This is a genomic window from Micromonospora fluostatini, assembly GCF_050410825.1.
GTDB classification, from domain to species: domain Bacteria; phylum Actinomycetota; class Actinomycetes; order Mycobacteriales; family Micromonosporaceae; genus Micromonospora; species Micromonospora rosaria.
The window spans coordinates 2774943-2801930 of record NZ_CP191251.1 but is presented as its reverse complement, the minus strand read 5'-3'; the positions used below and the strand labels follow the sequence as shown (position 1 = coordinate 2801930).

22 protein-coding genes and 1 pseudogene are annotated in these 26988 nt (G+C 70.6%); 21 read left to right on the top strand and 2 right to left on the bottom strand.

The features are described 5' to 3' along the window. Positions 1 to 224 precede the first annotated feature (224 nt). On the top strand, positions 225 to 1178 hold the full coding sequence (locus ACQUFX_RS11950) for a formylglycine-generating enzyme family protein (protein WP_428966084.1): 954 nt from the start codon (positions 225 to 227) through the stop codon (positions 1176 to 1178). A gap of 283 nt (positions 1179 to 1461) precedes the next feature. On the opposite strand, the gene ACQUFX_RS11945 is transcribed toward ACQUFX_RS11950, so the two are convergent. After that, positions 1462 to 2520, bottom strand: a complete 1059-nt coding sequence (locus ACQUFX_RS11945) for a LacI family DNA-binding transcriptional regulator (protein ID WP_428966083.1) — start codon at positions 2518 to 2520, stop codon at positions 1462 to 1464. A 211-nt stretch (positions 2521 to 2731) separates the two neighbouring features. Here ACQUFX_RS11945 and ACQUFX_RS11940 point away from each other — a divergent pair, with 211 nt between their 5' ends. The 19 genes from ACQUFX_RS11940 to ACQUFX_RS11850 all read left to right on the top strand — a co-directional run bounded on the left by ACQUFX_RS11940 (position 2732) and on the right by ACQUFX_RS11850 (position 25024). Further along, positions 2732 to 3793: a LacI family DNA-binding transcriptional regulator gene (locus ACQUFX_RS11940; RefSeq protein WP_428966082.1), complete on the top strand. Its 1062-nt coding sequence runs from the start codon at positions 2732 to 2734 to the stop codon at positions 3791 to 3793. 250 nt (positions 3794 to 4043) lie between these two features. Then, entirely contained in the window at positions 4044 to 4970 is a 927-nt protein-coding gene (locus ACQUFX_RS11935) for a carbohydrate ABC transporter permease (protein ID WP_428966081.1), read from the top strand. After that, positions 4963 to 5865: a carbohydrate ABC transporter permease gene (locus ACQUFX_RS11930; protein WP_428966080.1), complete on the top strand. Its 903-nt coding sequence runs from the start codon at positions 4963 to 4965 to the stop codon at positions 5863 to 5865. Before ACQUFX_RS11935 ends, ACQUFX_RS11930 begins: the two co-directional genes overlap by 8 nt. Positions 5866 to 5943: 78 nt before the next feature. Next, positions 5944 to 7248 (top strand): ABC transporter substrate-binding protein, encoded by a 1305-nt coding sequence (locus ACQUFX_RS11925; RefSeq protein WP_428966079.1) that lies wholly within the window; start codon positions 5944 to 5946, stop codon positions 7246 to 7248. An 88-nt stretch (positions 7249 to 7336) separates the two neighbouring features. After that, complete coding sequence (locus ACQUFX_RS11920; RefSeq protein ID WP_428966078.1) at positions 7337 to 8437, top strand: Gfo/Idh/MocA family protein; 1101 nt, start codon at positions 7337 to 7339, stop codon at positions 8435 to 8437. Then, entirely contained in the window at positions 8413 to 9378 is a 966-nt protein-coding gene (locus ACQUFX_RS11915) for a DUF6807 domain-containing protein (RefSeq protein WP_428966077.1), read from the top strand. Before ACQUFX_RS11920 ends, ACQUFX_RS11915 begins: the two co-directional genes overlap by 25 nt. Next, positions 9375 to 10166, top strand: coding sequence for a cupin domain-containing protein (locus ACQUFX_RS11910; RefSeq protein WP_428966075.1), 792 nt, complete (start codon positions 9375 to 9377; stop codon positions 10164 to 10166). Before ACQUFX_RS11915 ends, ACQUFX_RS11910 begins: the two co-directional genes overlap by 4 nt. Positions 10167 to 10938: 772 nt before the next feature. Next, positions 10939 to 11718 carry a DJ-1/PfpI family protein gene (locus ACQUFX_RS11905; protein WP_428966074.1) on the top strand — a complete coding sequence of 260 codons (780 nt, stop codon included), beginning with the start codon at positions 10939 to 10941 and terminating at the stop codon, positions 11716 to 11718. Between the two features lie 360 nt (positions 11719 to 12078). Then, positions 12079 to 13476: a xylulokinase gene (gene xylB, locus ACQUFX_RS11900; RefSeq protein ID WP_428966073.1), complete on the top strand. Its 1398-nt coding sequence runs from the start codon at positions 12079 to 12081 to the stop codon at positions 13474 to 13476. Positions 13477 to 13707: 231 nt separating this feature from the next. Next, the gene (locus tag ACQUFX_RS11895; protein ID WP_428966072.1) at positions 13708 to 14952 is read left to right on the top strand and encodes an IS701 family transposase; all 1245 of its coding nucleotides are present in this window, start codon (positions 13708 to 13710) and stop codon (positions 14950 to 14952) included. 1026 nt (positions 14953 to 15978) lie between these two features. Then, positions 15979 to 17187, top strand: a complete 1209-nt coding sequence (locus ACQUFX_RS11890) for a 3-deoxy-7-phosphoheptulonate synthase (RefSeq protein WP_428966071.1) — start codon at positions 15979 to 15981, stop codon at positions 17185 to 17187. Then, entirely contained in the window at positions 17175 to 17798 is a 624-nt protein-coding gene (locus ACQUFX_RS11885) for an isochorismatase family protein (RefSeq protein WP_428966070.1), read from the top strand. The genes ACQUFX_RS11890 and ACQUFX_RS11885 overlap by 13 nt, the downstream gene beginning before the upstream one ends. Continuing rightward, positions 17795 to 19699 carry an anthranilate synthase family protein gene (locus ACQUFX_RS11880; protein WP_428966069.1) on the top strand — a complete coding sequence of 635 codons (1905 nt, stop codon included), beginning with the start codon at positions 17795 to 17797 and terminating at the stop codon, positions 19697 to 19699. Before ACQUFX_RS11885 ends, ACQUFX_RS11880 begins: the two co-directional genes overlap by 4 nt. After that, entirely contained in the window at positions 19696 to 20043 is a 348-nt protein-coding gene (locus ACQUFX_RS11875; RefSeq protein ID WP_428966068.1) for a hypothetical protein, read from the top strand. Before ACQUFX_RS11880 ends, ACQUFX_RS11875 begins: the two co-directional genes overlap by 4 nt. Further along, positions 20040 to 20657, top strand: coding sequence for a phenazine biosynthesis FMN-dependent oxidase PhzG (phzG, locus tag ACQUFX_RS11870; RefSeq protein ID WP_428966067.1), 618 nt, complete (start codon positions 20040 to 20042; stop codon positions 20655 to 20657). The genes ACQUFX_RS11875 and phzG overlap by 4 nt, the downstream gene beginning before the upstream one ends. Before the next feature lie 38 nt (positions 20658 to 20695). Continuing rightward, positions 20696 to 22534 (top strand): asparagine synthase (glutamine-hydrolyzing), encoded by a 1839-nt coding sequence (gene asnB / locus ACQUFX_RS11865; RefSeq protein WP_428966066.1) that lies wholly within the window; start codon positions 20696 to 20698, stop codon positions 22532 to 22534. Positions 22535 to 22598: 64 nt separating this feature from the next. Continuing rightward, positions 22599 to 23090 carry a PhzA/PhzB family protein gene (locus tag ACQUFX_RS11860; RefSeq protein WP_428966065.1) on the top strand — a complete coding sequence of 164 codons (492 nt, stop codon included), beginning with the start codon at positions 22599 to 22601 and terminating at the stop codon, positions 23088 to 23090. A 31-nt stretch (positions 23091 to 23121) separates the two neighbouring features. Continuing rightward, positions 23122 to 23973 carry a PhzF family phenazine biosynthesis protein gene (locus ACQUFX_RS11855; RefSeq protein WP_428966063.1) on the top strand — a complete coding sequence of 284 codons (852 nt, stop codon included), beginning with the start codon at positions 23122 to 23124 and terminating at the stop codon, positions 23971 to 23973. Positions 23974 to 24019: 46 nt separating this feature from the next. After that, positions 24020 to 25024, top strand: a complete 1005-nt coding sequence (locus ACQUFX_RS11850; protein ID WP_428966062.1) for a methyltransferase — start codon at positions 24020 to 24022, stop codon at positions 25022 to 25024. 134 nt (positions 25025 to 25158) lie between these two features. On the opposite strand, the pseudogene ACQUFX_RS11845 reads toward ACQUFX_RS11850, so the two are convergent. Beyond that, positions 25159 to 25383, bottom strand: a pseudogene (locus ACQUFX_RS11845) (DUF6244 family protein); the annotation flags it as partial. Positions 25384 to 25698: 315 nt separating this feature from the next. On the opposite strand from ACQUFX_RS11845, the gene ACQUFX_RS11840 reads away from it, so the two are divergent. Beyond that, on the top strand, positions 25699 to 26850 hold the full coding sequence (locus ACQUFX_RS11840; protein WP_428966061.1) for a M14 family zinc carboxypeptidase: 1152 nt from the start codon (positions 25699 to 25701) through the stop codon (positions 26848 to 26850). Positions 26851 to 26988 lie beyond the last annotated feature (138 nt).

Sequence of the window (26988 nt, the reverse complement as noted above, 5' to 3'; positions counted from 1 at the left end):
CAATGGGCACGGCCGGAGACGGCGTCCCGGGCTGCGGTCGGCGACAGTTCTCAGTGGCACGGGGCTGCGGGGCCGCGTGCGGCACGGGCCGTCGGTGGACGACCGCACCCCGAGCCCGCCGGTGACCGGCGGGATCTGAACAGCACCCCGACCAGCGAAAATGGATCATGAACCCCTGTTGCGGACCCTCCACGAGCCAGCTCCGGTACCCCCACACCGCCGACGTGGGGGTCCCGGCGGACCCGACGACCGCGCTGCCCTTCGCGGTGCCCACCCGCGACCGGCGGGAGACCGCCCGCCGCATGATCGCCATTCCCGGCGGGCCGTTCCGGATGGGCGGCGACGACCCCGACCAGTTTCCCGCGGACGGGGAAGGTCCGGTCCGCACCGTCACCCTCTCGCCCTACCTCATCGACGCCACCGCCGTCACCACCGCCCAGTACGCCACCTTCGTCAAGGCCACCGGCTACGTGACCGACGCCGAGCGCTACGGCTGGTCGTTCGTGTTCCACCTGCTGCTCACCGCCGAAGCGGAGCAGCACGTGCTGGACGGTTCGATCCCCGGCGCCCCCTGGTGGCGGGCCGTCCGTGGCGCCGACTGGCGGCACCCCGACGGTCCGGGCTCCGACCTCACCAGCCGGCAGAACCACCCGGTCACCCACGTCTCCTGGAACGACGCCACCGCCTACGCCACCTGGATCGGCAAGCGGCTCCCCACCGAGGCCGAGTGGGAGAACGCCGCCCGTGGCGGCCTCGACCAGGCGACCTACCCCTGGGGGGACGAGCTCACCCCTCGGGGTCAGCACCGGTGCAACATCTGGCAGGGAACCTTCCCCACCCACAACACCCGCGAGGACGGCCACGTCGGCCCCGCGCCCGTCAAGTCCTACCGGCCCAACGGCTACGGCCTGTACAACACCAGCGGCAACGTCTGGGAGTGGTGCGCGGACTGGTGGAGCACCACCTGGCACGCCGAGGATCGTCCCGCCACCCGTACCGATCCGCGAGGCCCCGTCACCGGCCAGGCCCGGGTCGTGCGCGGCGGCAGCTACCTCTGCCACGAGTCGTACTGCAACCGCTACCGGGTCGCCGCCCGCACCTCCAACACCCCCGACAGCAGCACCGGCCACACCGGTTTCCGCTGCGCGCTGGACGCCGAGCCGCCCCAGGACACGTGATCGGGCCTGCCACCCGCGAACCGTCCTCGGGGAAGCAGAGCGAGAGGTCGAAGGTCGAGGGGCTGCGGTCGGCGACCTCAGCGGCCAGGTCCACGTCCCGGCCGGCGGTGAAGCCGTAGGTGGCCGGCAGCGCCACCGAGGTGCCGTCGGGTAGGACCACCGTTGTCGTCCGTCCGTGCGACTGGCAGAGCGCCGCGACCGCGGTGAGCAGGCGGCCGGCGTCGCGTCGGTGCACGAACACGCGGTAGCTGTAGTCGAGGCCCATGCCGTCATCCCGTGTCGGTCAGCCCCGGTTCCTTCGCCGCAGGGGCGTGCTCTCCCGCAGGACCACCTCGGTGGGAATCCGTACGATGCCGGCGGCCTCGTCGGCGAGCGCGACCCGCATCGCTGTGCGACCCACCTCGCGGAGCGGTATGCGGACCGTGGTCAGGGCCGGCACGACATCGACGGCTGGGCCGATGTCGTCGAAGCCGGCGATTCCGATGTCTGTGCCCGGAGTGACTCCGGCGTCGCGGAAGGCGGTCATGGCGCCGATGGCCATCATGTCGTTGACCGCGAAGACGACATCGATCTCCTTGACGCCCTGTGCGACCAGCGTGCGGGCCCCGGCCGCGCCTCCCTCCCGGGCGAACGCGACCTCGACCGAGTGTCGTCGATCCACGGCGAGGCCGGCCTCCCGTAGGCCGTCGGTGAAGCCGGCGCGGCGCTCGTGGGAGCTGCGGATGATGTCGGAGCCGTGGATGAGCGCGAAGGTTCGGTGGCCCTGTTCCGCCAGCGCCAGCGCCAGTCTTCTCGCTCCGCCGTAGTTGTCGATGCAGAGAGTGTCGAAGGGGAGGTCCTGCTGGCTGATCAACGCGATCCGGCCGCCCGCCGTGCGGTAGGCGGTCAGTTCGTTGATGAGCTCGGCGCGGGTGTCGACGCCGGCGATGCGGCTGCCGGCTAGAACGATCGCGCGGGGGCGTTGGCCCCGTAGTGAGCGGATGATCTGCAGTTCGAGATCAGGGGAGCGGTCGGCGATGGCCATGGTGACGATGAGGCCCGCGGCCTCGGCGGCCTCGGTGACGCCAGCGGCGATGGAGGAGAAGTACGGATCGTCCAGGTCGCTGACGACGAGGGCGGCGGTGCTGGTCGATCCTCTGGCGATGGCCTGTGCCGACAGGTGCGGGGAGTAGCCGAGTTGCGCGGCGGCGGCGTGTACGCGCGCGACGTTCTCCGCGCGCACGGTACGGTCGCTGCCGTTGAGGGCCCGGGACGCCGTGGCGTAGGAGACGCCGGCCGCGCGGGCCACGTCGTGCAGCGTCGCGGGTCTGCGGCTCGTGTCCGCCCGGGGGCCATCGTTCACGCCGACGATTGTGCCACCGGCGGTGCCACGATGATCCATCGTGAAATGCCTGATGAAACGCGGTTTCCGCCCGGAAGCGTGAAACATGACGGCGTGGCGTGCCGTGCGTCCTGCCTGGTCACGGTGGGTTGGTGTGCATGGCTATTCTTGGGCGCGCTGCCGGGTCGGGCAGCTGTTCCACGCGCTCTGTGGTTCGAGGGGAACTCTGCCGGTGCCGCATCCTTCCAGGCCGACCGTCACGCTGCGCGACGTCGCTGCGGCGGCCGGCGTGTCGGTGGCGACGGCCTCACGGGTGCTCGGCGGCAGCTCCCGCACCGTTGCCCCCGAGTACGAGCGGAAGGTGCTGGCCGCCGCCGCCGAGCTGCGCTACACCTCCGACATGTCGGCGCGCGCGATGCGGCGCACGAGCGACTCGATCGCGTTGGTCGCCGACGACCTCACCACGCCGACGATCGGCATCGTGGTCGCCGCGATGGAACGGCAGGCCCGCGCGGTGGGGTCGTTCGTCAGCGTCTCCTCCACCGGCGGCACTCCGGACCGGCAGTACGAGACGGTGCGGACGCTGTGCGCGCTGCGCCCCCGGGCTCTCGTGCTGACCTCCAGCCGGTTCGAGGCCGGTGCGCTCGGCGGACGACTGCTCGACGAGCTTCTCGCCTACGAGCAGCACGGCGGCCGGGTGGTCATCTTCGGTGACACCGACATGCCCTTCGACTCGATCACTGTCGACGACCGGGGTTCTGCCCGGACGATGGGTGTCTACCTGGCGCAGACCGGTCATCAGCGGGTGGTGATCCTCGCCGGGTCGCGCGACAAGGCCAACGTCAGCGCCCGTACCTCGGGTTTCGTCGAGGGTCTGCTGTCGGGTGGCGTGGACGTGCAGGATGTGCGCGTCGTCAACTGCGAGGTCAGTCGACAGGGTGGTTTCGAAGCCACCGCCAGGCTGATCGAGGAAGGGCTCGGCCACATCGACGCGATCGTCGCGGCGAACGACCTGATCGCGGTCGGCGCCCTGTCGGCCTGCCGGGCCGGTGGGGTCGCCCTGCCCGCCCGCGTCTCGGTGACCGGTTTCGACGACATTCAGCTCGCGGTGGACGTGACTCCCCGGCTGACCACCGTGGCGCTGCCACTGGCCGAGATCGGCGCCGAGTCGATCCGGCTTGCGCTGGTGCTGCGCTCCGGCCCCGGGGGGCCGGCCTGTCGGCGGGCTGAGGGGCCGAGGCGGCAGACCGTGCGGGGCGCGATCGTCGTGCGCGACAGCACCCGGGTCCGCTGACCCCCTGAGCGTGGTTCCCACCAGGTCGGAAGGCATGACCGCACGGTGAGCGCCGGGGTCCTCGACCTTCCTCGGACACATGCCGGGGGCATGTCCGAGGAAGGTTCACGGTCATCCGCCGGAAACACTTGACGGCGTCTCCGCCGGGATGCAGACTGCCCGGAATACGTTTTCCCGCAGCTTCCCACGCATCGAGGGCGGCCACACCGTAAGCCGATGCCTGACCGTTGCTCCCGTGAAGGAGGGTCGTGTGACTGCTCTCGGCGAGCTTCAGCGGCTCCGCGCTTCCCAGGGCGCCCCTCCGCGGAAGCGGGAGAACCGGGCCGCCTTCCTGTTCCTGCTGCCCTGGTTCGCCGGGCTGCTGTTCATCACCGCCGGTCCGATCGCCGCGTCGTTCGCGCTCGGCTTCACCGACTACAACCTGATCGAGGCTCCGCAGTTCAACGGACTGGACAACGTCGAGCGGATGCTCGCCGACGAGCGGCTGCACCGGGCGCTCGGGGTGACGTTCACCTACGTGCTGGTCTCCGTGCCGTTGCAGTTGGCCTGCGCGCTGGGGCTGGCGCTGCTGTTGGACCGGGGCCTGCGGGGCATGGCGTTCTACCGTTCGGCGTTCTACCTGCCGTCGCTGCTCGGCTCCAGCGTGGCGATCGCCGTGCTGTGGCGGCAGATCTTCGGCGCCGAGGGCATGGTCAACCAGGTTCTAAACCTGTTCGGCGTGCAGGGTCGCGGCTGGATCTCCGATCCCGACACCGCGTTGTCGACGCTGGTCGTGTTGAACGTCTGGACCTTCGGTGCCCCGATGATCATCTTCCTGGCCGGGCTGCGCCAGATCCCGGCCATGTACTACGAGGCGGCGTCGGTGGACGGTGCCGCCAAGTGGACGCAGTTCCGCAAGATCACGCTGCCGCTGCTGTCGCCGATCATCTTCTTCAACCTGGTCTTGCAGATCATCCACGCGTTCCAGTCGTTCACGCAGGCGTTCGTCGTCTCCGGCGGCAGCGGCGGACCGTCCGACTCGACGCTGTTCTACACGCTCTACCTCTACCAGCGCGGATTTCAGAACTTCGACATGGGGTACGCCTCGGCGCTCGCCTGGCTGCTCCTGGTGATCATCGGCGCCTTCACCGCCGTCAACTTCTGGGCCGCCAAGCATTGGGTCTTCTACGATGACTGATCTCGACGAACTCCCCACCAGGCCCGCCGCCCGCTCCACCGCCGGGTCACCTCGCCCCCGGCCGACGGCCGTCACCGCGCGCACCCTGCTCAAGCACGTCGGGCTCATCCTGCTCGCGCTGATCATGCTCTATCCGGTGCTGTGGATGGTGGTCAGCTCGCTGCGGCCCAACGACGAGATCTTCCGCAGCCCCGGGCTCGTCCTGGACGGCCTGCAGGCCCAGAACTACAGCTCGGGCTGGGAGGCGCTCGCCTCGCCGTTCGGCCACTACATGGTCAACTCGGCGATCGTCGTGCTCGGCGCCATCATCGGCAACCTCGTGTCCTGCTCGATGGCCGCCTACGCCTTCGCCCGGCTGGAGTTCACCGGCAAGCGCTGGTGGTTCGCGATCATGCTCGGCACGATCATGCTGCCGATCCACGTGATCATCGTGCCGCAGTACATCATGTTCTCCCAGGTCGGATGGGTGAACACCTTTCTGCCGCTGATCGTGCCGAAGATGCTGGCCACCGACGCCTTCTTCGTCTTCCTCATGGTCCAGTTCATCCGCAGCCTGCCCACGGAGCTGGACGAGGCGGCCCGCATCGACGGCGCCGGGCACCCGCGGATCTTCCTGTCGGTCATCCTGCCCCTGATGCTGCCGGCGCTGGCCACCACGACGATCTTCACGTTCATCTGGACCTGGAACGACTTCTTCAGCCAGCTGATCTACCTGACCGACCCCGACAAGTACACCGTCCCCGTCGCGCTGCGCTCCTTCGTCGACTCCACGGTCGCCACGTCCTGGGGCTCGATGTTCGCCATGAGCGTGGTCTCCCTGATCCCGATCTTCCTCGCCTTCCTGATCGGCCAGCGCTTCCTGATCAAGGGCATCGCCACCACCGGGATCAAGTAGCCAGGCTCTCCGTGCGCAGACGGGTCCCCGCACGCCACCCCTCCACAGAAACGTCCGCCACCCTGGGAAGGACATTCCATGCGATACACCCCGTCCCGCCGGGCCGCGCTGGCCCTCGCGGTCTCCATGGCCGCCACGGCCGCCCTCGCCGCCTGCGGCACCGGCGGTGGCGACGCCTCGGGCGAACTGTCCAAGGACCCGGTCACCCTCCGCTTCACCTGGTGGGGCTCCGACGCCCGCCACCAGCGCACCCAGCAGGTCATCGACCTGTTCCAGAAGGCCCACCCGAACATCACCGTGAAGGGTGAGTTCAAGGAGTGGAACGGCTACTGGGACAGCCTCGCCACCACGGTCGCCGCCAACGACGCGCCCGACATCATCCAGATGGACGAGCTCTACCTCGCGTCCTACGCCGAGCGCGGCGCGCTGCTCGACCTCGGCACCGCGAGCAAGCACCTGTCCACCGCCGACTTCGACCCCAACGCCCTGGGCACCGGCCAGATCGACGGCAAGCAGTACGCGCTGCCGGCCGGGCTGTCCACGTACGCGATCGTCGTCAACACCGACCTGCTGGCGCAGTACAACGTGCCCCTGCCCGACGACTCCACCTGGACCTGGGACGACCTCAAGAGCATCGGCGCGCAGGTCTCCAAGGCCAGCGGCGGCACGGTCACCGGTGTCCAGTCGTGGGGCTTCGACGCCGGTGGGGTCAACATCTGGGCCCGCCAGGCCGGCGCCTCCCTGTACGACGCCGAGGGCAACGTCGCCGTCCCGCCGCAGGTGTTGGCCTCCTACTGGCAGTACCTGTCCGATCTCGCCAAGGAGGGGGTCGCGCCCGCGCCGTCGGTCACCATCGAGCGCGCCGGTGCCGGCCTGGACCAGTCCGGCACCGCCACCAACACGTCGGCGTTCGCCACCTGGTGGAACACCCAGCTCACCTCGCTGGCCGCGGCCAGCGGCAAGAACCTCAAGCTGCTCAGGCTGCCCGGTGAGGCGCAGACGGCAGGCGCGTACTACAAGCCGTCCATGTTCTGGTCCGTCTCGTCGCGGTCGGAGCACCCGGCGGAGGCCGCCCTGTTCGTCGACTTCCTCGCCAACAACCAGCAGGCCGCCGAGGTTCTGCTGACCGATCGCGGCGTGCCGGCCAACCCGAAGATCCGGACGGCCATCACGCCGAAGCTGACGGCCACCGACAAGGCCGCCGCCGAGTTCCTCGACTCCGTCACGGTCAGCGAGCCGCCGCGGGTGACCCCCAACGGGGCCAGTGGCATCGAGGGGATCCTCAAGCGCCACACCGAGGAGGTCCTGTTCGGCCGGTTGACCCCGCAGCAGGCTGCCGAGAGGTTCATCGCCGAGCTGCAGGCGGAGATCAAGGCGGCCTGACCCCGGGGGTGGGCGCCCCGCCCTGCGCGCCCACCCCACACCCGACCTGCACCGAGCTGACGCATGTGACAAGGAGCAGCAGGACGTCATGGCCCACGCCAGATACCGAACGGCGATCGTCGGCACCGGAAGCATCGCCGCCGCCCACGTCCAGGCCCTGCGCGAGCACGACGACCGCGCCGAGCTGACCGCGGTCGTCGATGTGGACCCCGACCGGGCCCGTGACTTCGCCGCTGCCTGGGGCTCGCCGACGGTCTACCCGGCCCTGACCGACCTGCTGCACGACGCGCCCGTGGACCTCGTGCACCTGTGCACACCACCCGCATCGCACGCGCCGCTGGCACTGCGGTGCCTGGACGCCGGAGTCACCGTCCTGGTGGAGAAACCGCCGACCCTGTCGTTGGCCGAGCTCGACACTCTCGCCGTGGCGGCCCGGACGTCCGGTGCGCACGTCGCCACGGTCTTCCAGCACCGTTTCGGCGCCGGCGCGCTGCGGCTGCGGGCGATGGCCGACGCCGGGCACCTGGGCCGCCCGCTGCTGGCGACCTGCACCACCCAGTGGTACCGCGACGACGCCTACTTCGACGTCCCCTGGCGGGGGCGCTGGGAGACCGAAGGCGGCGGCCCGACGATGGGCCACGGCATCCACCAGTTCGACCTGCTGCTGTCGGTGCTCGGGCCCTGGGAGACGGTCACCGCCGTCGCCGCCCGCCGGGCCCGTCACATCGAGACCGAGGACGTGTCGATGGCGCTGGTGACCTTCGCGGACGGCACCGTGGCCTCCGTGGTCAACTCCGTGGTCTCGCCGCGGCAGACCTCGGCCCTGCGGGTCGACTACGAGCGCGCCACCGTCGAGCTCGAACACCTCTACGGCTACCGCGACGACGACTGGACGGTGACGGCGGCACCCGGGCACGCGGAGATCGAGACCGAGTGGGGGAGGTCGCGCACCGACGCCACCAGCGGGCACGCCGGGCAGCTCGCCGCCGTCTACGACGCGCTCGACGCGGGCGTGCCGCCGCCGGTCGCCCTCGCCGACACCCGTCGGACGGTCGAGTTCATCGCCGCCCTGTACGCGTCCGCGTTCACCGGGGAACGCGTCCACCGCGGGCAGATCGACTCCGCCAGCCCCTTCGCCCAGCGGATGAACGGAACAGGAGCCCCATGGCCGGCAGTGACCGTCCGATGACCCTCCACGTCGACCACGCGCTGGGCCGCGACGTCACCGTGTCGGCCGGTGACCTGCCGCTGTTCACCTACACGTACCGGCCGGACACGGCACGCCTGGAGTCACCGAAGCCGTACCTGCACCCGGTCCGGACCCTGTCCGGTGACGTGGTGTCGCTGTTCCGGCCGCACGACCACGTCTGGCACAAGGGCATCGCGTGGTCGCTGCCGCACGTCGGGGAGCACAACTTCTGGGGCGGCCCGACCTACGTGCACGGCAGCTTCTACGTGCAACTGGAGAACAACGGCAGCGCCGTGCACCGCGAGATGACGGATCTGTCGGTGGTCGACGGTCGGGCGGACATCGCCCACCGGCTGGACTGGATCTCCCAGGACGGCCGGGCCGTCATCGACGAGCAACGGTCTCTCAGTGCCACCGTCCTGGACGGCGTCAGTTGGGTGCTGATCTTCGAGACGGCCATGACGAACGTGTCCGGCGCGACCCTGGACATCGGCTCCCCGACCACGAAGGGCCGGGAGAACGCCGGGTACGGCGGCCTGTTCTGGCGTGGCCCACGGTCGTTCACCGGCGGCACCGTCCAGTCACCGGACGGCACCGGCGCCGACGACCTGCGCGGTACCCGGGCCGACTGGTTCGCCTTCCGGGGCCGTCACGACGAGACCGGGCGCTCGTCGACCATCGTCATGGTCGACGACGCGGGCAACCCCCACCACCCCCCGCAGTGGTTCACCCGCAGCGAGGAGTTCGCCTGCCTGTGCCCGGCGCCCTTCTTCAGCGAGGAACTCGCGCTCGCGGCGGGGGAGACCGTCACCTTCAGGTACGCCGTCCTCGTCGCGTCGGGGGACCAGGGCGACGACGGCACCGTCGTCCTGGCCGACCAGGCGCGCGCCGTCCTCGCGCGGATGCGGACGGCGTCACCGGTGCGGGGTGTGGTGGCATGAGCCTGCCGGAGTTCCCCGGTGGTACCTCCGTGACCCGGCTCTCGGTGTACTCGGGCCGGTGCGCGGACGGCCTGGCCGGCGGTACCCCGCACCTGCACACCGCCTCCACGGAGGCCTACGTGGTGATCGGCGGTGCGGGCGCGCTGCAGACGCTGGACGCGTCGGGGTTCCGGGAGACCCCGCTGTGGGCGGGGTCGACGGTGTGGTTCACCCCGGGCACCATCCACCGCGCGGTCAACCACAGCGACCTGCAGGTCGTGGTGGTGATGCAGAACGCCGGCCTGCCGGAGGCCGGCGACGCGGTGATGACGTTCCCACCCGAGGTGGTGGCGGACCCGGCCCGGTACGCGGCGGCGGCCACGCTGCCACCTGACGCCGGTGCCGACGAGCTCGACGAGGCGGTGCGCCAGCGGCGGGATCTCGCTCTCGACGGGTTCCTGCGCCTGGTGGCCAGCGCGCAGGAGGGCGATCTCGGACCTCTGAGGGACCTGTACCGCACCGCCGTCGCGCTGGTGCGCCCTCGGGTCGCGGCCTGGCGGGAACTCTGGCGGGAGACGGTCGAGCGGCAGGTGCGGCACACCGAGGAGATCCTTGACGCGCTTCAGGGCGGCGACGGCGGCCATCTGGAGCGCTCGGTGCTGCTCGAGTCGCCGCCGAGCGGGCCGGCCCGGTGGGGCATGTGCGGTCGCCTGGTCACCCATGACCTGGCCCGTCCGGTGGTCGGTCGAGCGGGGGCGGATGGGGACAGTCCATTCGGAATGCGTTATCCGAGTGGGCTCGCCGACTGAGGCCGGGTCCGGCCCGGGGGCGGGCATGACGACGGGCCTCGATGGGATCCCCGTCGGGCTGCGCTGACGTATCCGGTGGGTGGGTCGGGTCGGTGGGGTGGGTGGGCCGGTGCCCGGGGCGGCGACGGCCTGGCCGGGACGGGCGGAGTGTCCGCCGGGCCGCCCGCCGGCCGGTCGCCGTTGCGTGCCGCCTGGTCGCCGTCGCTCGTGGTGGTGCCCCGCCCGCCAGGCATTTTATCGACGAGTGTCATTGAGTTTTGGGTGGCGATGTAGTGGAATACGTTTTCCGACGAGGGCTCCACCAGCAGTGGAAGTTCCTGCGCGGCAACCAGGACCTCCCCGACGGACACAACACCCGGATCGTCGACGTCGACGGCGACGGCCGCGACGAGATCGCCGAGATCGGTTTCGTCCTCAACGGCGACGGCCGCCTGCGGTACTCGCTGGCGCCGCGGCGGGCCGTACACGTCATGCGTTCGCCGCAGCACCAATCTCTCCAGGCGACGCCTCGGGTGCCAGGTGTGGCTCGATGCCGCCGTCAGCCGCCGCACCGCCCGGATCACCGCAGTTGCGGACGGCCAGCCTGGATGTCTCGACTCGCTGTGACGAGGTGTGGGGGACGGGCGTGGAACTCACGGTGCAGTGGGACCAGACGCACCGGCCTGTCCGCCCGCTTCGGTGCTCCTCCCACGGATCAAGGCCGTTGTCCAGGAACCGGATCGCATGCTGACCCGACCACTCGTCGACGACCATTTCGGAAGGAGCCAGGCTCATGGACGTAGATGGTGGGCGGCGCGTGGTCCTGCGAGCAGCCGTTGCCGGTGGAGTGGGCACAGGGCTGGCCGCGGCAGGCCTGGCTCCGCCGGCCGCTGCGGCGCCCGACGGAGCCGCGTCGGGCGGTCGCGGGCCGCGCATCGCGATACTGCTCTACGACGGTCTTACGGCGCTGGATGCCGTCGGACCGTACGAGGTGTTGTGTCGGGTGCCGGACGCGTCGGTGGTCACGGTGGCGAAGCGGGCCGGGCCCGTACGGACGGATACGGGGGTGTTGGGGTTGGTCGCGGACCGGGCGCTGCACCAGGTGCGGCACGCGGACGTGCTGCTGGTGCCCGGCGCGGGCGACCGGGGTGTCATCGCCGCGATGGAGGATGCCGAGACGGTGAACTGGGTGCGTCGCCTGCACCAGCGCACGACCTGGACCACCTCGGTGTGCACGGGCGCCCTGATCCTGGGCGCGGCCGGCTTGTTGCACGGGGTGCCGGCTACGACGTACTGGGCGTCGCGGTCCTATCTGGAGTCCACTTTCGGTGCGATCTACACTCCGGGCCGGTTCGTGGAATCCGGCAGGATCATCACCGCTGCCGGGGTGTCCGCAGGCATCGACATGGCCCTGCACCTGGCTGCGAAGCTGACCGACGACCGGGTCGCGCAGGCGTTGCAGCTCGCGGTGGAATACGACCCAGACCCGCCGTTCGACACTGGCAGCCCCGAGAAAGCCGGGCCACAGTTGCAACAGTTGGCGCTGGAGTTGCTGGAGGCCGCGGCCCGATAGTCCGTCCACGACATTCAGTCCGCCATCAGGTCGGACTTCGACCACGACCGCTCCCTCTCCGCGCGGACGTGATGCTGCCTATGGAGTGGCCACCAACGGGTTCGTGGCGTTCGTGGCGGTGGCGGCCCTTGCCCCGGTGCTCCCGCCCGGGATGCCGGGACGGACCTTACTGGAAGGATCCGGATCGTGACCACCTTCCGACTGTTGACCGGCGGCCGGCCGCGTACGCCACCGGTATCCAGATCGACTTGCGGCCTGCACCAAAGCGCCGCCACCGCGACGTCGAAATTTGTACGGCCATTGAACTAATCCGCTTGCTGGACGTAGGGTCGGGTCTCACCGAGCTACGGAGGCATCGCCATGAGTGGCGCAAGGACCCTCGTCGCCGGGGTCGATTCGTCGACCCAGTCGATCAAGGTCGTGGTCTGCGACGCGGAGACCGGCGAGGTGCTCCGCGGGGGCCGCGCCCCACACCCCGATGGCACCGAGGTCGATCCACGGTTGTGGTGGGCCGCGTACGAGCAGGCCAGCGCCGGTCTGCTGGACGGTGTGGCCGCGATCGGCGTCGGCGGACAGCAGCAGGGCATGGTCTGCCTCGACGAGGCCGGCGAGGTGGTGCGTCCCGCCATTCTCTGGAACGACACCCGCTCGGCGCGCGCCGCCGTCGACCTGACCGGCGAGTTCGGCGGCCCGAAGGCGTGGGCCGACGCGGTCGGGCTGGTGCCGGTGGCCAGCTTCACGGTCACCAAGCTGCGCTGGTTCTCCCGCGCCGAGCCCGAGCTCGCGGCCCGCACCAGCATGGTGCTGCTGCCGCACGACTGGCTCACCCACCGGCTGCGCGTGGACGGCGGGGAGCCGACGACCGACCGGGGTGAGGCGTCCGGAACCGGTTACTGGTCACCGGCCGCCGGCGCGTACCGGCAGGACCTGGTGCGGCTCGCCTTCGGTCGGGACGTGGCGCTGCCCCGGGTCGCCGGGCCGGCCGAGGTGGTCGGGGAGACCGCCTCCGGCGCGCTGCTCTCGGCCGGCACCGGTGACACGATGGGCGGGGCGCTCGGCGTCGGCCTGCGGCCGGGTGACGTGGTGGTCTCGCTGGGCACCTCGGGGTGCGTGTACGGGCTCAGTGACGTACCGACCGCCGACGCGAGCGGGCTGGTGGCCGGGTACGCCGACGCGACCGGCCGGTTCCTGCCGTTGGTGTGCACCCTCAACGCGGCCCGGGTACTGGTCACGGTCGCCGACCTGCTGGGCCGGTCACTGGCCGAGTTGGACGAGCTGGCGCTCTCGGCGCAACCTGGCGCGGGCGGGTTGACCCTGCTGCCGTACCTGGATGGGGGACGCACCCCCAACCTGCCCGACGCGCGCGGTCTGCTCACCGGCCTGACGCGAGCGAACGCGTCGGCGGCGAACCTGGCGCGGGCCGCGGTGGAGGGCATGCTCGGCGGCATCGCCGACGCCCTCCACGCGCTCCGTGCCCAGCAGGTCCCCGTCGACCGGGTGTTGCTGATCGGCGGCGCGGCGCAGTCCCGCGCGGTGCGGGCGGTCGCGCCGGCGTTGTTCGGCGCGCCGGTGAGCGTGCCGCGCCCGGCCGAGTACGTGGCGCTCGGCGCGGCGCGGCAGGCGGCCTGGGCGCTGTCCGGCGGTGCCGAGCCGCCGCCGGGGCCGGTCGAGGCCGAGGAGGTCACCGCCGCCGACACCCCCGAGGTGTACGAGCGCTACGTCGACGTCCGTCGACAGGCGCTACCGCTGCTGACGTGACACCGACGGCGTGTGCGCCGCTTGCGGCCGCGGTCGACCTGGTACCGGCGCCGATAGGCGCCCTTGTCGAGCTGTGGTGGTCGACCGTCGTCATTGGCGGAGGTACTGGCGTCCTGACGGTGGGTGATCCCGCCGCCCTGCCGCTCGTGCCGCCTCGACCGGCGCGGGCTGCCGGCGGAGGGTTGACGGCGGGTGATGGCGGGATGTGACGTTCGAAGGTGGCTGGTCTGGGTGTCGGGCTGGGAGCTGCGGCTGCGGGAGTTGACGGGCAGGGTGGGGCACTTGTTCGCCCGGCCGGAGCCCCGTGAGGTTTTCCATGATCTGATCGAGGGCCTGTTGTCGAACCTGGACAAGAAGAACTGCTGGACCCTGGCTCACCGGGCCGGGCACAGCCACCCGGGCCGGATGCAGGCGTTTCTGTCGCGGGGCGCGTGGAGCGCCGACGCCCTGCAGGCCGAGGTCCGTGCCTATGTGGTGGAGCGGTTCGGTGATCCGGACGGGGTGCTGTTCCTCGACGAGACGCAGATCCTCAAGAAGGGTGACCAGTCGGTGGGGGTGGCCCCGCAGTACTGCGCCGCCACCACCCGGATCGAGAACTGTCAGGTCGTGGTCATGCTCTCGTACGCCGGCCCGGTCGGGCACGCGTACATCGGTCGTCGCCTACACCTGCCAAAGCAGTGGGCCGACGATCCGGGGCGCTGCCGCAGGGCCGGCGTTCCCGCTGGTGTCGGGTTCGCCACGAGACTCGACCAGGCTGTCGACCTGCTGGCCGAGGCGGTCGACGCGGCTGTCCCGTTCGGGTGGGTGAGCACGGACGTCGAGTACGGGCAGCACCCGCGGGTCCGCAACTGGTGTGCGAAGAACGCGTTGTCGTACGTGGTGGCGGTCTCGGCGGCCCTGCCGCTGGCGCAGGGCAGCGTGGCTTCCGGAACCGTGCCGGTGACCTGTGCCGGTCAGGTGCTCACCCGGATCGCCGGCGGCGAGTGGCAGCGGCGGACCCGGGTGCGGGGCGGCGGAGGCGAACGCCACGACGACTGGGCGTTGGTCGGCCTGGGCGGGGATCTGCGGGTCGGCGACGAGAGTCCCGCCGACGGATTCGCGCACACGCTGCTGGTGCGGCGTTCGGTCAGCGATCCGGGCGATGTCGCGTACTTCCTCGCCCATGCCCGTTCGCACACGTCCGCGCCTGTCCTGCTGCGCGTCGCGGAGACCGTCGGGAGGATCAAGGAAGGTGACGGGCGGGGCGGCGGGCTGATCGGCATCGACCAGTACCAGGTGCGGACCTGGACGGCCTGGCAGCACACGGTCACCGCGTGCATGTTCGCCCACGCGTTCCGCGCGGTCCTGTACGCGGACGCCGCGACCGTCTTCGGCCGTGCCGCCGATGACGAGGCGGCCGGCCGGGTGCCCCGCCGGACGGAGGACGCCGCCGCCGTCCCTGACCAGGCGGGGGAGATAAGGCATCTGCGTAAATAAATGCTGATTGGGCTGGATCGGTGACCTCGTGCCCCGGGTCGGGTGCCGGCAGTCGGTCAGGCGGTGAAGATCCGCCACTGTAGGTGCCGAAATCCCATGGCGCGGGAGTCGGTCCCCCGGGTGGGCCCGGCGTCGTGCGCAGCCAGCTTCCCGTGGGGGTCGGTGCCGCGCGGGACATTCTGGTCATACTTCTCGCTGGTACTTTAGGGCATCGATGGTCGACAAACTTACGTAGACCTTGACACGAACCAGTTACGCATTGTTGTATGTTTGTCATGACGAGATCGGGATGGCGAAGCGGGGGCTATTGAGCCATACCCGCCGGTGGGCGGTTGAACCATCCTGTCAAGGGGGCGAACAGAAAGACCCAAGAGCGCCGCAGTGCGCTGCATCAACGTGACGGACATCTCGAATTCAGGGGGATGTCATGGAAAGAGCATTCCGCACATTAACCGTCGCCACCATAGACGTTTCGTCGTGTTCCCTGGTCGACGCCATGCCTTCCCGTCGCGCCGAAGCGACGACAGGTCTCTCTCGGCGGCATCAGGATCATCCGCAGACTTCGCCGGCCACGAACGACACGGACCGCCGGACCGCCCTCGGCCGGTCCCACCGCCACGGGCGCCACCAGCCCAGACGCGGTGCCCACCCGCTCGGGCGAGAGGATCATCGCCCCAGACCTGGACGGCATCGTCGCCCTTCAGGAGCCCGTCGCGGTGACAGTCGACGGGGACTGCGCAGACATCAGGACCCCGCGACGAACTGAACGGACGCTTCTGCGACACCGTGCGTGAACAGCCGAACGACACGTGGCTCGCACGCCCGGGACAACCCGTACCCGCCCCACCACTGATCGGCTCACCTCGGCGATCCCGTCGTCGACGCGGAGCTTCGACTCACTGTGCCCGGAATCAAGCACCTCGCGCAATCCCTGCCACCTCGACGGATCCGCGACGGACACCCCGGGCGGACACCATTGATGGTGCGGGAAACGAGTTGGCAACATGGTCGTGGTTTGGAGAAAACTTGAACGTCACCTCGCTCGAGATTTCGCAGACCCTGGTTGCGCGGCAGCAGCCCGAATGGGAGGACCCGGCACATGTCGAGCACATCCGAGCGGTCCTGGCAGCCCTCCCACCGCTGGTCGAGGTCGACTCGCTGACCAGGCTCCGCGGACTGCTCGCCAGAGTCGCCGCCGGGCAGGCCCAGGTGGTGCAGGCGGGGGACTGCGCGGAGGACCCCGCCGAATGCACCGCGGATGACGTGGAGCGGAAGAAGGCGCTCCTCACCGTGCTCGCCGGCGCCATGAGCGCCATCACCCACCAACCCGTGGTGCGGGTGGGCCGGATCGCGGGCCAGTACGCCAAGCCCCGGTCGGCGCCCACCGAGTGGGTCGACGGCGTCGAGCTTCCGGTCTACCGGGGGCACATGGTCAACGGCCCCGAACCGACCCCCCACGCACGGCGGCCCGACCCGCAGCGCCTGTTGACGGGCTACCAGGCGGCGAGCCACCTCCTGGACCACCTCACGCCGACGCCCCAGGCCCGCACCGAGCCCGCCGTGTGGACCAGCCACGAGGCGCTGCTGCTCGACTACGAGATCCCGATGCTCCGCCGGGACCCGCAGGGCCGGACCGCGCTCACGTCCACCCACTGGCCGTGGATCGGCGAACGCACCCGCGAGGCCACCGGGGCGCACGTCTCGCTGCTCGCGAACGTGATCAACCCCGTCGCCTGCAAGGTCGGGCCCCGCACCACCGCCGCCGACCTGCTCGCGGTGTGCGCGCGGCTCGACCCCGAACGGGAACCGGGCCGGCTCACCCTGATCGCCCGGATGGGGGCCGACGCGACCATGGAGCTGCTACCGCCGTTGGTCCGCGCCGTGCGCGCCGCCGGACACCCGGTGGTCTGGCTGGTCGACCCCATGCACGGCAACACCGTGACGACCGCCGAGGGACGCAAGACCCGCGTCGTGGAGACGATCATCCGGGAGGTCACGGCGTTCCAGTTCGCCGTCCGCGCGGCCGGCGGAACACCGGGAGGCCTGCACCTCGAGACCACCCCCGACGACGTGACCGAATGCGTCGACGCCCACGACGCCACCGACCGGCTCGGGGAGAGGTACACGACGCTGTGCGACCCGCGACTCAACCCCCGCCAGGCGGTGGCGGTGGTCTCGGCCTGGCAGCCGCAGCCGATGACGAACCGGGCCGAGGAGACACCGTGCCGGGCATAGCGCCGATCCCCGCCTACTCCCTTCCGACCGCCGGTGACCTGCCTGTCAGCACCGCACCGTGGACTCCCGACCCGCAGCGGGCGGCACTGCTCGTGCACGACATGCAGCGGTACTTCCTCGCGCCCTTCGCCCCGGCGGTGCGGGACACGCTGGTCCGCCACTGCGTGCGGCTGCGGGAGCGCTGCGCCGCGCTCGGCGTCCCGGTGTTCTACACCGCGCAGCCCGGCGGCATGACCGAGCAGGACCGCGGCCTGCTGAAGGACTTCTGGGGCCCGGGCATGAGCGTCGATCCGCGCGACCGGGCGATCGTCGCCGACCTCGCACCCCGGCCACCGGACCGGGTGCTCACCAAGTGGCGCTACAGCGCGTTCTTCCGCTCCGACCTGCTGGCGCAGATGCGGGAGCAGGACCGTGACCAGCTCATCATCTGCGGGGTGTACGCGCACGTCGGTGTCCTCGCGACGGCCATGGAGGCGTTCACCAACGACATCCAGTCGTTCCTGGTCGCCGACGCCCTCGGCGACTTCTCCGCCGACTACCACCGGCTGGCCCTCGACTACGCGGCCACCCGCTGCTCGGTGGTCACCACCACCGAGGAGGTCTTCGCATGAACCCGCAGCAGTTGCTCGAACACGTGCTGAGACCCGAACCCGGTGCCTTCGCCCTGCTGCACCGGCCGGACACCCTGGGCCCGGACCGACTGGAGATCCTGCTGGGGCAGGTCAGCACCCCCGCCCGGCTCGCCGACATCCCGCTGGCCGACCACGCCGGACGGCCCGGCGAGGCCCGCCACGACGCCCTGGTCCTGGTGCCCCACCAGCAGATCACCGAGCGCGGCTTCGCCGCCGCCGCGGACGGTTCCCCGCTGCTGACCATGTCGGTGACCAAGCAGGGCCGGATCGGCACGGCCGAGGCGCTGCGACACCTACCGGACGAGCCGATCGCCCTGACCGGTGGCTGGTTCGACACCGAGGACGACGCCTACGCCGACACCGTCCGCGCGGTGCTCGACAACGAGATCGGCACCGGAGCGGGCTCGAACTTCGTCATCAAACGCTCGTTCGTCACCACCATCACCGGCTACTCCACGCGCAGCGCCCTGAGCCTGTTCCGCCGGCTGCTCACCCGGGAGACCGGTGCCTACTGGACCTTCCTCGTGCACACGGGCACCCGTACCTTCGTCGGCGCCACCCCCGAGCGCCACATCAGCCTGCGCGACGGCGTCGCCGCGATGACCCCCATCAGCGGCACCTACCGCTACCCACCGACCGGGCCGGTCCTGTCGGAGGTCATGGACTTCCTCACCGACGGCAAGGAGACCGACGAGCTGTACATGGTCCTGGACGAGGAACTGAAGATGATGGCCCGGGTCTGCCAGGGCGGCGGCCGGGTGGTGGGCCCGTTCCTGCGGGAGATGGCCTGGCTCGCGCACACCGAGTACGTCATCGAGGGGCGCAGCGACCTCGACCCCCGCGACATCCTGCGCGAGACGATGTTCGCGCCCACCGTGACCGGCAGCCCGCTGGAGAACGCCTGCCGGGTGATCGCCCGCTACGAGCCGCGCGGCCGCGGGTACTACGGCGGCATCGCGGCTCTCATCGGCCGGGACACCACCGGCGCGCGGACGCTGGACTCCGCCATCCTCATCCGCACCGCCGACATCACCACCTCCGAGCGCGACGACGACGCGCGCGTCGAGGTCGGGGTCGGGGCGACCCTGGTCCGGCACTCCGACCCCGCCGCCGAGGTCGCCGAGACCCGCACCAAGGCCGCCGGCCTGCTCTCGGCGCTGGCCGCCCGCGACCGCCTCCACCAGAACCCGCTGATCCGCGAGGCGCTGAGCAGACGCAACACCACGATCGCGCGGTTCTGGCTCACCGACACCGGCTCGCGCACGCACCCCCAGCCGGCGCTGACCGGCCGCCGGGCGCTGGTCGTCGACGCCGAGGACACCTTCAGCGCGATGCTGGCCCACCAGTTGCGGGCCATCGGACTGACGGTGCACCTCGCCCCCTTCGACGCCCCCCACCGCTTCGAGGACCACGACCTCGTCATCCTGGGTCCCGGTCCCGGTGACCCGAGGGACGCCGACGACCCGAGGATGGCCCACCTCACGGCGGCGATCGAGCGCCTGCTGTCCCGGCGCGTCCCCTTCCTGGCGGTGTGCCTGAGCCACCAGCTGGTGTGCCGGCACCTCGGGTTCGCGCTGCGGCGTCGGGCGGTCCCGAACCAGGGCACCCAGCGCGAGATCGACCTGTTCGGCTCCCGCGAGCGCGTGGGCTTCTACAACTCCTATGAGGCCTACGGGCGGACCGAGCAGGTGGACTGTCCCGGCGTCGGCGCCGTGCAGGTCAGCCTGGACCCCGGCACGGGCGAGGTGCACGCCCTGCGCGGGCCGTCCTTCACCTCGGTGCAGTTCCACATCGAGTCGGTTCTCACCCAGGACGGCGAACGGGTCCTGAGTGAGCTGTTGACGCCGCTGACGCAGACCGAGGAGGTACTGAAAGTATGAAAGCCACCATCTCCTGGTGGGACCTGTCCGGGTCCGACCAGACCATCGACTCCCTCCGCGCCTACCTGCGTGACGAGGGTGTGCAGCCGTGGGAGCAGATCCACGGGCTGCGCCTGAAGTTCTGGATCTCCGACCGGCAGACCAACCGCTGGGGCGCGGTGGTGCTGTGGGAGTCGACCGCCGACCTGACGGCGCCGATGCCGCCGAACCGGGCCACCGAGCTGATCGGATACCCGCCGAGCCTGCGGATGACGACCGACGTCGAGGCCGTCGTCGAGGGGCTCCACTCCGGCGAGGTACTCGGCGGCGGCCTGGCCTTCGAGCCGGTCAGGAAGGCGTCGTGAGCGCCCCGTCCCGGCCCCTGGGCACCGACGAGTTCTCCGCCCCGCCCGTCGAACCGGTGGGCCTGCTGCGGGCCTGGTGGGATCGGGCGGTCGCTGACGGCGTCCGCGAGCCGGGCGCGCTGGCGCTGGCCACCGCGGATGCCCGGGGCCGCGCCTCCACCCGCATCGTGCAGGTCCTCGGGATCCGCGACTCGGGTCTGGTGTTCACCACCCACGCCACCAGCCGCAAGGGCCGGGAGCTGGCGGAGAACGGCTGGGCCTCCGGCGTTCTCTACTGGCGCGAGGCCGGCCGGCAGGTGGTCGTGACCGGCCCCACCGGCCCGCTACCGGACGAGGAGGCCGACGCCCTGTGGGCCGCCCGGCCCGTCGGCACCCACCCGATGTCGGTGGCGGCACAGCAGAGCGCACCCCTGCTGGACGAGGACGAACTGCGAAGGCAGGCCGCGCACCTGGGCCGCGACGGCGTGCCGCTGCCACGCCCGGCCGCCTGGCTGGGGTACCTGCTCGAACTCGAATCGGTCGAGTTCTGGCAGGCCGACCCCGGCCGCCTGCACCAGCGGCTGCTCTACGAGCGCGACGGGACCGGCTGGCGGGCCGCCCGGCTGCAACCCTGACCCCGTCCCGGCGGCGCACGCGAGAGGACAGCAGATCGATGTGTGGCATCACGGGTTGGGTCTCGTTCGATCGGGACCTGACCACGCACCGCGCGGAGCTGGACGCGATGACCGCGACCATGGCCTGCCGAGGTCCGGACGCCGACGGCGTCTGGCTCGATCGGCGCGCCGCGCTCGGCCACCGCCGGCTGGCGGTCATCGACGTCGAGGGTGGCAGCCAGCCCATGTGGGTGGACACCGACGACGGCGCGGTGGCGATCACCTACAGCGGTGAGGTCTACAACTTCGTCGAGCTGCGCGGTGAGCTGCTCCGTCGCGGTCACCGGTTCCGGAGCCGCAGCGACACCGAGGTGGTGCTGCACGGCTACCTCGAGTGGGGCGAGGCGGTCGCCGACCGGCTCAACGGCATGTACGCCTTCGCCGTCTGGGACGCCCGGGTCGACAGGCTGGTGCTGATCCGCGACCGGCTGGGCGTCAAACCGCTCTACGTCGCCGGTACCGACGACGGGGTGCTGTTCGGCTCCGAACCGAAGGCGATCCTCGCCAACGCGCTGGCCGACCGGACGGTCGACCTCGACGGGCTGCGTGAGCTGGCCAGCTTCACCCAGACCCCCGGCGCCGCGGTGTGGCGGGGGATGCGCGAGGTGGTACCCGGTGGTGTGGTCACCGTCGACCGCGCCGGACTGCGGGAACGCCGCTACTGGACCCTGCCGACCCGGGCGCACACCGACGACCTGACGACCACCGTCGCCACCATCCGCGAGTTGCTCGAGGACGTCGTGGACCGTCAGCTCGTCTCCGACGTGCCCCGCTGCACCCTGCTCTCCGGTGGGCTGGACTCCAGCGTGATCACCGCCCTGGCCGCCGCGAACCTCGGCCGGCGCGGCGAGCAGGTGCGCAGCTTCACGGTGGACTTCGTCGGACGGGACCACGACTTCGTCGCCGACGAGTTCCGTGCCACCCCGGACGCCCCGTACGCGCTCGACGTGGCCGCCCGCGTCGGCTCCCAGCATCAGGCCGTCGTCCTCGACCAGGCCACGATCGCCGACCCGGCGGTGCGCCGCGCGGTGATCACCGCGCGGGACAGCCCGATCAGCTTCGGTGACCTGGACACCTCCCTGTACCTGTTGTTCCAGGCCATCCGTCAGCACTCCACGGTCGCCCTGTCCGGTGAGTCCGCCGACGAGGTCTTCGGCGGGTACCGGTGGTTCCACCAGCCGCAGGCGCAGGCCGCGGAGACGTTCCCGTGGATGGCCGTCCCCGTCAGCGGCGCGCGGGCCCAGGCGCCCGACCGGTTCAACGCCGACCTCACCGCAGCCCTCGACCTGCGCGGCTACATCCGTGACCGTTACGCGCAGGCGGTGGCCGAGGTCGAGCGGGCCGACGGTGAGAGCGACCACGAGATGCGGATGAGGGTGATGTGCCACCTGCACCTGACCCGTTTCGTCCGGATGCTCCTGGAGCGTAAGGACCGGATCAGCATGGCCGTCGGGTTGGAGGTCCGGGTGCCGTTCTGCGACCACCGGCTCGTGGAGTACGTCTACAACACCCCGTGGTCGTTGAAGACCTTCGACGGCAGGGAGAAGAGCCTGCTGCGTGCCGCGACCGCCGACCTGCTGCCCTCGTCGGTGCTGAACCGGGTGAAGTCTCCCTACCCGGGCACGCTGGATCCGCTGTACGCGGGCTCGCTGATCCAGCAGTGCAAGGAACTGCTCAGCACCGACGACCCGGTGTTCGAGCTGGTTGACCGCAGCGAGCTGGAAGACCTCACCCGGCGGGACTCGGCCACCATGTCCCTCGAATATCGCAACAGGATGGAGCGGGTGCTCGACCTGAGCACCTGGCTGGACATCTACCGCCCCCAGTTCCGGCTCTGACCCCGGTCGCCAGTCGACGGGCCAGCACAGCGGAGCACGCAATCCACGAGCGAAGGGATCCGGCATGACCATCGACGAGGCCTCGTACGAGGTGTTCGCCACCGACGTCGACCTGCGGGACCGTCACCGTGCCGTCGTCGCGGACTACATGAGCCGCAAGGGCGAGAACCGGCTGACGCGGTACCTGCTGTTCACCCCCGACGGCAGCGCCGGCCTGTGGACCAGCGACACCGGCCAACCGGTCGCCTCCCACGGCCACGAGAAGCTCAAGGCGCACGGCGAGTGGTCGTTGCGGATGTTCCCCGACTGGGAGTGGAAGAACGTGGAGATCTTCGACACGCAGGACCCCAACAGGTTCTGGGTCGAGTGTGACGGTGAAGGGCAGATCCTGTACCCGGCCTACCCGCCCGGCTACTACACGAACCACTTCATCCACTCGTTCCTGCTGGAGAACGGCAAGATCAAGCAGCAACGCGAGTTCATGAACCCGTTCCAGCAGCTGCGCGCGCTGGGGATCGAGGTGCCGACGATCAACCGGGGCGGCATCCCCACCTGAGGGGGTGACCGACCGTCGTAGAGGGAGCCCCATGGGTACGTACGAGTACGTGGTGGTCGACGTCTTCACCGACACCCCGCTGGAGGGAAACCCGGTCGCGGTCTTCGTCGACTCCGCCGCGCTCTCCCCTGAGCGCATGCAGCAGATCGCCCAGGAGATGCACCTGTCGGAGACCGTGTTCGTCCTCCCTCCACAAGGCGACGGTGACGTGCGGGTCCGGATCTTCACCCCGGTGAACGAACTGCCGTTCGCCGGGCACCCGACCCTGGGCACCGCCATCGCGCTCGGCGAGTCGACACCGGGGAAGCAGATCCGGATGGAGACCGCCATGGGCACCGTCACGTTCGATCTCGACCGCGCCGACGACGGCCGGGTCGGCGCGGCCGGGATGTGGCAACCCATCCCCACCTGGGAGCCCTACGACCGCGCCGACGAGCTGCTCGCCGGTCTCGGTCTGGCGGCGTCCGCCTGCACCCTGCCGGTGGAGGTCTACCACAACGGGCCGCGACACGTGTTCGTCGGACTGGACAGCGTGGCCGCGCTCTCCGCCCTCGAGCCGGACCAGAGGATCCTCGCCCGGCTGCCCGACATGGCCGCCAACTGCTTCGCCGGATCGGGCACGCGATGGAGACTACGGATGTTCTCGCCCGCGTACGGCGTGGTGGAGGACGCGGCCACCGGCTCGGCCGCCGGCTCGCTCGCGGTGCACCTGGCCCGGCACGGCCTGATCCCGTTCGGGGAGTGGATCGAGATCCGCCAGGGCGTCGAGATCGGCCGTCCCTCGACGATGCGGGCGCGGGCCGGGGGAGCGCCGGACCGGATCGAGTCGGTCCAGGTGGCGGGGTCCGCCGTCGTCGTCGCCCGGGGAACGCTCTACGCATAGCCGCGAAGAACCACGCTGATGCAGTGAGGGTGATATGACAGTCAACGTGCACGCCACCCGAGAGGTGATCCAGATGATCACCGGTGGATGGAGGGCCCAGGCCCTCTACACGGCGGTCAAACTCGGGCTGGCGGACCATATCGAGGCCGGCCGTACCACTAGCGCCGAACTTGCCGAGTCCACCGGGGCGAGCGAGGAGGGCATCCACCGCCTCATGCGCCTCCTGGTGGCCACGGGCGTCTTCGCCGGCAACGGGTCGACCGGCTACCGCAACACCGAGGTGAGCGCGGCGCTGCTCGACGGCCCCGACTCGCTGCGCGACATGTGCCTGCTCTACGGCGAGGAGTTCTACGTCGCCTGGCAGCACGCCCACCACGCCATCAGTACGGTCAGCTCGGGCTTCGAGGTCGCCTACGACCAGCCGTTCTACGACTACCTCGGTCACCACGCGGACACCGCCCGACGATTCCACCACACGCTGAACGCCGCGAGCATGTTCTTCCACCAGGTGCCCGAGGTCTTCGACTTCTCCGGCAAGATGGTCGTGGACGTGGGCGGAGGTGGGGGTGAGCTGCTCGCCTCGATCCTCGGCGCCACCCCGGACGCCCGGGGCACGCTCCTCGACCGCGAGCACATGATGCCCAAGGCCGGTGAGCACCTGGCCGCCACGGTCGGGCTCGACCGTGTCCAGCTGGTCGGGGGCGACATGTTCACCGACGTCCCGAAGGGCGGGGACGTCTACATCCTCTGCCGGGTGCTGGCCGCCTGGGACGACGACGCGGTCGTCACGGTCTTCGAGAACTGCCGCCGCGCCATGGCCGACTCCTCCGCCCGGCTGCTGCTCCTCGACCGCTTCGTCGAGGACCAGAACCCCACCGTGCTGCCCTCCCTGTGGGACCTGCACCTGCTGATGACTACCGGTGGCGGGCACCGCAGCCGGGAACGGATCACCGCGCTGCTGGACCGGGCCGGCCTGGACGTCGAGCGGAAGGCCGACCTGCCCATGGAGACGGTCGCCCTGGTCGCGGCGGCCCGCCCCCTGTGTGACTGAGTCTGGTCATGCGTAATCGGCCAAGTCGGGGAAAGGCGGTGGGAGCGGGGAGGTCCGTTCCGGGGCAGGGGTGAACACGCCGGTTCGTAGCCGCACCAGGGCCTGTTTGCTGCCGTCGAGGGCTGGAGGAGTGGGCCGGGTTGCCCGCCGTGCAGGACCGCGCCGACGAGCTGTCGGGTGTGGTCGATGTGCGTGATCGTCGCGGTGGTGGCCTTCCGGGCGGCGGCGACGCCCTGTCCGACCGGGGCCAGCGCGGCGACGGTCTCCCGCGGGGCCGCCCGGGGAACCGTTCCGGTGACTGTGGCCGCTTCCTCGACCGCGCCGGTGAGGCTGCCGTGTCCGCCCTGGACTACCCCCACACCGCAGACGGGCCGTGAGGTCCAGCCGGGATCACACCACCTCGACCGCCATGAACCTCAAGATTGCCTCAAATGCTCCGACCGGGGCCGATCCAATTCACCGATCACTTTAGTTTTGCCGTACCCAATTGGTGGTGGCCACCCACCGTACGCAGGCGATACGTCACTCGGAAGGAGGCGGGTTGACCGAGGGATCCGGGCAGCCGGCCGACGCTCGAATGATGCACCGGGCGCTGACCTTCTGCACGTAGAGGAGATCTGATGAACCGACGTCTTTTGCTGTCGACAACTGTCGCGACAATGTGTGCCGTAACGTTGTTCGCACCGTCCTCGGCAGCGGAGAACGGAAACGCCAACTGCGAGAACCTGCCCGGTAATCCGTCCGCCTCCGGCTGGACGAACTACGAGGAACTCGGCAAGCAACTCGCCCAGATCGAGGCGACCAGCCAGGGCCGCGTCGACGTGGACGTCATCGGACAGTCCCAGCGGGGCCGGGACATCTACGCGGCGCGGGTCGGTACCGGTGACCGCGTGCTGCTGATCACGAGCGAGATCCACGGCAACGAGAAGACCGGCACCGAGGCGGTCCTGCAGATGCTCAAGACCCTCGGATCCAGCGGCAGCCCGCAGGCCCAGTTGATCCGTGACAACCTGACCATCGTCGCCGTCCCGAAGTTCAACCCCGACGCTGCGGAGCTGAACCGCCGGCAGAACGACTTCCCGTGGAGCGAGGCGGTCGAGAAGTTCCCGCAGCTGGCCGGGACGAACCCGCCGTACTACTACAGCAACGGCGCACAGGGCTTCGACGTCAACCGGGACTTCAGCGCGGACCTCACCGCCGAGCCGTCGCCGGCGACCCGGCCGGCGAACGAGACGCTTCCCGGCATGTTCGTGACCAACGAGTCCCGGGCGCTGCGTGACCTGTACGTGAACCTGCGCACCGAGTTCGGCAAGGTCCACGCCTACGTCGACCTGCACCACATGGGCCCGTGCAACCAGAACAACGACAGCGACCAGTACGTGACGGTGGCCCTGGACTTCCCGCCGCTCGGCTCGGAGGTCGACGGCAACCCGCGGTACGCCGACTGGCCGCTGCTCGACCAGGACAGCTCCCGTCGGCACGCGCTCGCCGCCGCCCAGGGCATGATCCAGCACGGTGGTAACGGCAACGCCCAGAACTCGCCGTTCGTCGGCGGGGTCAGCCAGTACGTGCACTACCAGGTCTCCGACGGGTACAGCTTCGACCGCGACTACGCCGGGCAGGCCCGGTCGGCGTTCGCCCTCAACGGCAGCGCGACCGTCCTGTTCGAGGTGCGGGGCCAGTCCCACGCCTGGGGCCAGAAGCAGAAGGGCCAGCTGACCAAGGCCGTCGAGGCCGGCATCGTCGGGATCGCCGAGCGGATGGCGGACGGGTCGGTCGACAACCTGAACCACGCCGACTTCTACCAGCTGCCCAAGTACTGGTGATGAAGCCGTAGAGCCGGTACGGCAGCCAGCCGCACCGGGTGATCACACGCGGAGGCCACCTCCCAGCGATGGGGGGTGGCCTCCGGGCGTCGTGAGGCCGCCGGCACCCTGCGTCACACCGCGATCCGCTACCGCGGG

Excerpts from the sequence above, each read along its gene's own strand:
- ACQUFX_RS11930 (WP_428966080.1), top strand. The coding sequence starts at position 4,963 with ATGACTGATCTCGACGAACTCCCCACCAGGCCCGCCGCCCGCTCCACC.
- ACQUFX_RS11925 (WP_428966079.1), top strand. The coding sequence starts at position 5,944 with ATGCGATACACCCCGTCCCGCCGGGCCGCGCTGGCCCTCGCGGTCTCC.
- ACQUFX_RS11920 (WP_428966078.1), top strand. The coding sequence starts at position 7,337 with ATGGCCCACGCCAGATACCGAACGGCGATCGTCGGCACCGGAAGCATC.
- ACQUFX_RS11915 (WP_428966077.1), top strand. The coding sequence starts at position 8,413 with ATGGCCGGCAGTGACCGTCCGATGACCCTCCACGTCGACCACGCGCTG.
- ACQUFX_RS11910 (WP_428966075.1), top strand. The coding sequence starts at position 9,375 with ATGAGCCTGCCGGAGTTCCCCGGTGGTACCTCCGTGACCCGGCTCTCG.
- ACQUFX_RS11905 (WP_428966074.1), top strand. The coding sequence starts at position 10,939 with ATGGACGTAGATGGTGGGCGGCGCGTGGTCCTGCGAGCAGCCGTTGCC.
- xylB (WP_428966073.1), top strand. The coding sequence starts at position 12,079 with ATGAGTGGCGCAAGGACCCTCGTCGCCGGGGTCGATTCGTCGACCCAG.
- ACQUFX_RS11880 (WP_428966069.1), top strand. The coding sequence starts at position 17,795 with ATGAACCCGCAGCAGTTGCTCGAACACGTGCTGAGACCCGAACCCGGT.
- ACQUFX_RS11875 (WP_428966068.1), top strand. The coding sequence starts at position 19,696 with ATGAAAGCCACCATCTCCTGGTGGGACCTGTCCGGGTCCGACCAGACC.
- asnB (WP_428966066.1), top strand. The coding sequence starts at position 20,696 with ATGTGTGGCATCACGGGTTGGGTCTCGTTCGATCGGGACCTGACCACG.
- ACQUFX_RS11860 (WP_428966065.1), top strand. The coding sequence starts at position 22,599 with ATGACCATCGACGAGGCCTCGTACGAGGTGTTCGCCACCGACGTCGAC.
- ACQUFX_RS11855 (WP_428966063.1), top strand. The coding sequence starts at position 23,122 with ATGGGTACGTACGAGTACGTGGTGGTCGACGTCTTCACCGACACCCCG.